Below are 2,944 nucleotides of genomic sequence, written 5' to 3'. Positions count from 1 at the left end.
AACTCAGCACCTATAAGACTCTAGTGTTATAGGATCAAGCGACTAAGTGCACATGGTGGATGCCTTGGCGATTACAGGCGATGAAGGACGTCGTAGCCTGCGAAAAGCTGCGGGGAGCTGGCAAACAAGCTTTGATCCGCAGATATCCGAATGGGGAAACCCACTCCGCGAGGAGTATCCCTAGCTGAATACATAGGCTAGAGGAAGCGAACCGGGTGAACTGAAACATCTCAGTAGCTCGAGGAAAAGAAATCAACCGAGATTCCGAAAGTAGTGGCGAGCGAAATCGGAACAGCCTTTACGATTTAGCGTTTCATATAGTCGAACAGTCTGGAAAGTCTGGCCATAGCAGGTGATAGCCCTGTAGACGAAATGTGGAATGTGGAACTAAGCGTAAGAGAAGTAGGGCGGGACACGTGAAATCCTGTCTGAAGATGGGGGGACCATCCTCCAAGGCTAAATACTCGTAATCGACCGATAGTGAACCAGTACCGTGAGGGAAAGGCGAAAAGAACCCCGGAAGGGGAGTGAAATAGATCCTGAAACCGTGTGCATACAAACAGTCGGAGCCTCTTTATGGGGTGACGGCGTACCTTTTGTATAATGGGTCAGCGACTTACATTCAGTGGCAAGCTTAACCGAATAGGGAAGGCGTAGCGAAAGCGAGTCCGAATAGGGCGTTCAGTCGCTGGGTGTAGACCCGAAACCAGATGATCTACCCATGGCCAGGTTGAAGGCACGGTAACACGTGCTGGAGGACCGAACCCACTAATGTTGAAAAATTAGGGGATGAGCTGTGGATAGGGGTGAAAGGCTAAACAAATCTGGAAATAGCTGGTTCTCTCCGAAAACTATTTAGGTAGTGCCTCAAGTATTACTGCGGGGGGTAGAGCACTGTTATGGCTAGGGGGTCATGGCGACTTACCAAACCATTGCAAACTCCGAATACCCGCAAGTACAGCTTGGGAGACAGAGCACCGGGTGCTAACGTCCGGACTCAAGAGGGAAACAACCCAGACCGCCAGCTAAGGTCCCAAATTATCGCTAAGTGGGAAACGAAGTGGGAAGGCATAGACAGTCAGGAGGTTGGCTTAGAAGCAGCCACCCTTTAAAGAAAGCGTAATAGCTCACTGATCGAGTCGTCCTGCGCGGAAGATGTAACGGGGCTAAGCGATAAACCGAAGCTGCGGGTGTGTACCTTTGGTACACGCGGTAGGAGAGCGTTCTGTAAGCCTGCGAAGGTGGCTTGTAAAGGCTGCTGGAGGTATCAGAAGTGCGAATGCTGACATGAGTAGCGATAAAGGGGGTGAAAAGCCTCCTCGCCGTAAGTCCAAGGTTTCCTGCGCAACGTTCATCGGCGCAGGGTGAGTCGGCCCCTAAGGCGAGGCAGAGATGCGTAGCTGATGGGAAGCTGGTTAATATTCCAGCACCGTCGTACAGTGCGATGGGGGGACGGATCGCGGAAGATCATCAGGGTGTTGGATGTCCCTGTTGCTGCATTGAAGAGGGTACTTAGGCAAATCCGGGTACATGACTCAAGGGTGTGGCGCGAGCGAATTTATTCGCGAAGTGATTGGAAGTGGTTCCAGGAAAAGCCTCTAAGCTTCAGCTGTACGAGACCGTACCGCAAACCGACACAGGTGGACGGGATGAATATTCCAAGGCGCTTGAGAGAACTCGGGAGAAGGAACTCGGCAAATTGATACCGTAACTTCGGGAGAAGGTATGCCCCGGTAGTGTGAAGCGCCTGCGCGCTGAGCATGATGGGGTCGCAGAGAATCGGTGGCTGCGACTGTTTATTAAAAACACAGCACTCTGCTAAGACGAAAGTCGACGTATAGGGTGTGACGCCTGCCCGGTGCCGGAAGGTTAAGTGATGGGGTGCAAGCTCTTGATCGAAGCCCCGGTAAACGGCGGCCGTAACTATAACGGTCCTAAGGTAGCGAAATTCCTTGTCGGGTAAGTTCCGACCTGCACGAATGGCGTAACGATGGCCACACTGTCTCCTCCCGAGACTCAGCGAAGTTGAAGTGTTTGTGATGATGCAATCTACCCGCGGCTAGACGGAAAGACCCCATGAACCTTTACTGTAGCTTTGCATTGGATTGTGAACCGGCCTGTGTAGGATAGGTGGGAGGCGCAGAAACTCAGTCGCCAGATTGAGTGGAGCCGACCTTGAAATACCACCCTGGTTTGTTTGCGGTTCTAACCTTGGTCCGTTATCCGGATCGGGGACAGTGCATGGTAGGCAGTTTGACTGGGGCGGTCTCCTCCCAAAGCGTAACGGAGGAGTTCGAAGGTACGCTAGGTACGGTCGGAAATCGTGCTGATAGTGCAATGGCATAAGCGTGCTTGACTGTGAGACTGACAAGTCGAACAGGTGCGAAAGCAGGACATAGTGATCCGGTGGTTCTGAATGGAAGGGCCATCGCTCAACGGATAAAAGGTACTCTGGGGATAACAGGCTGATACCGCCCAAGAGTTCATATCGACGGCGGTGTTTGGCACCTCGATGTCGGCTCATCTCATCCTGGGGCTGTAGCCGGTCCCAAGGGTATGGCTGTTCGCCATTTAAAGAGGTACGTGAGCTGGGTTTAAAACGTCGTGAGACAGTTTGGTCCCTATCTGCCGTGGGCGTTGGATACTTGACGGAGCCTGTTCCTAGTACGAGAGGACCGGAATGGACGTACCGCTGGTGTACCGGTTGTCATGCCAATGGCATTGCCGGGTAGCTAAGTACGGAAGAGATAACCGCTGAAGGCATCTAAGCGGGAAACTCGTCTGAAGATTAGGTATCCCTGAGAGCTTGACTCTCCTGTAGGGTCGTTCAAGACCAGGACGTTGATAGGTCAGGTGTGCAAGTGCAGTAATGCATTGAGCTAACTGATACTAATTGCCCGTGAGGCTTGATCCTATAACTCTACAGTCTTCATACGCGGCGCCA

1 rRNA gene is annotated in these 2,944 nt (G+C 52.3%); it reads left to right on the top strand.

The features are described from left to right. Positions 1-32: 32 nt before the first annotated feature. A 23S ribosomal RNA gene (locus A7W11_RS21855) occupies positions 33-2,914 on the top strand. The last annotated feature ends 30 nt before the right edge of the window (positions 2,915-2,944 follow it).

Origin of the sequence: Bordetella ansorpii, assembly GCF_900078315.1 — a bacterium.
GTDB classification, from domain to species: Bacteria; Pseudomonadota; Gammaproteobacteria; order Burkholderiales; family Burkholderiaceae_B; genus Bordetella; species Bordetella ansorpii.
Note: the sequence above shows the minus strand (reverse complement) of the source record. Positions and strands in the feature narration are given on the sequence as shown.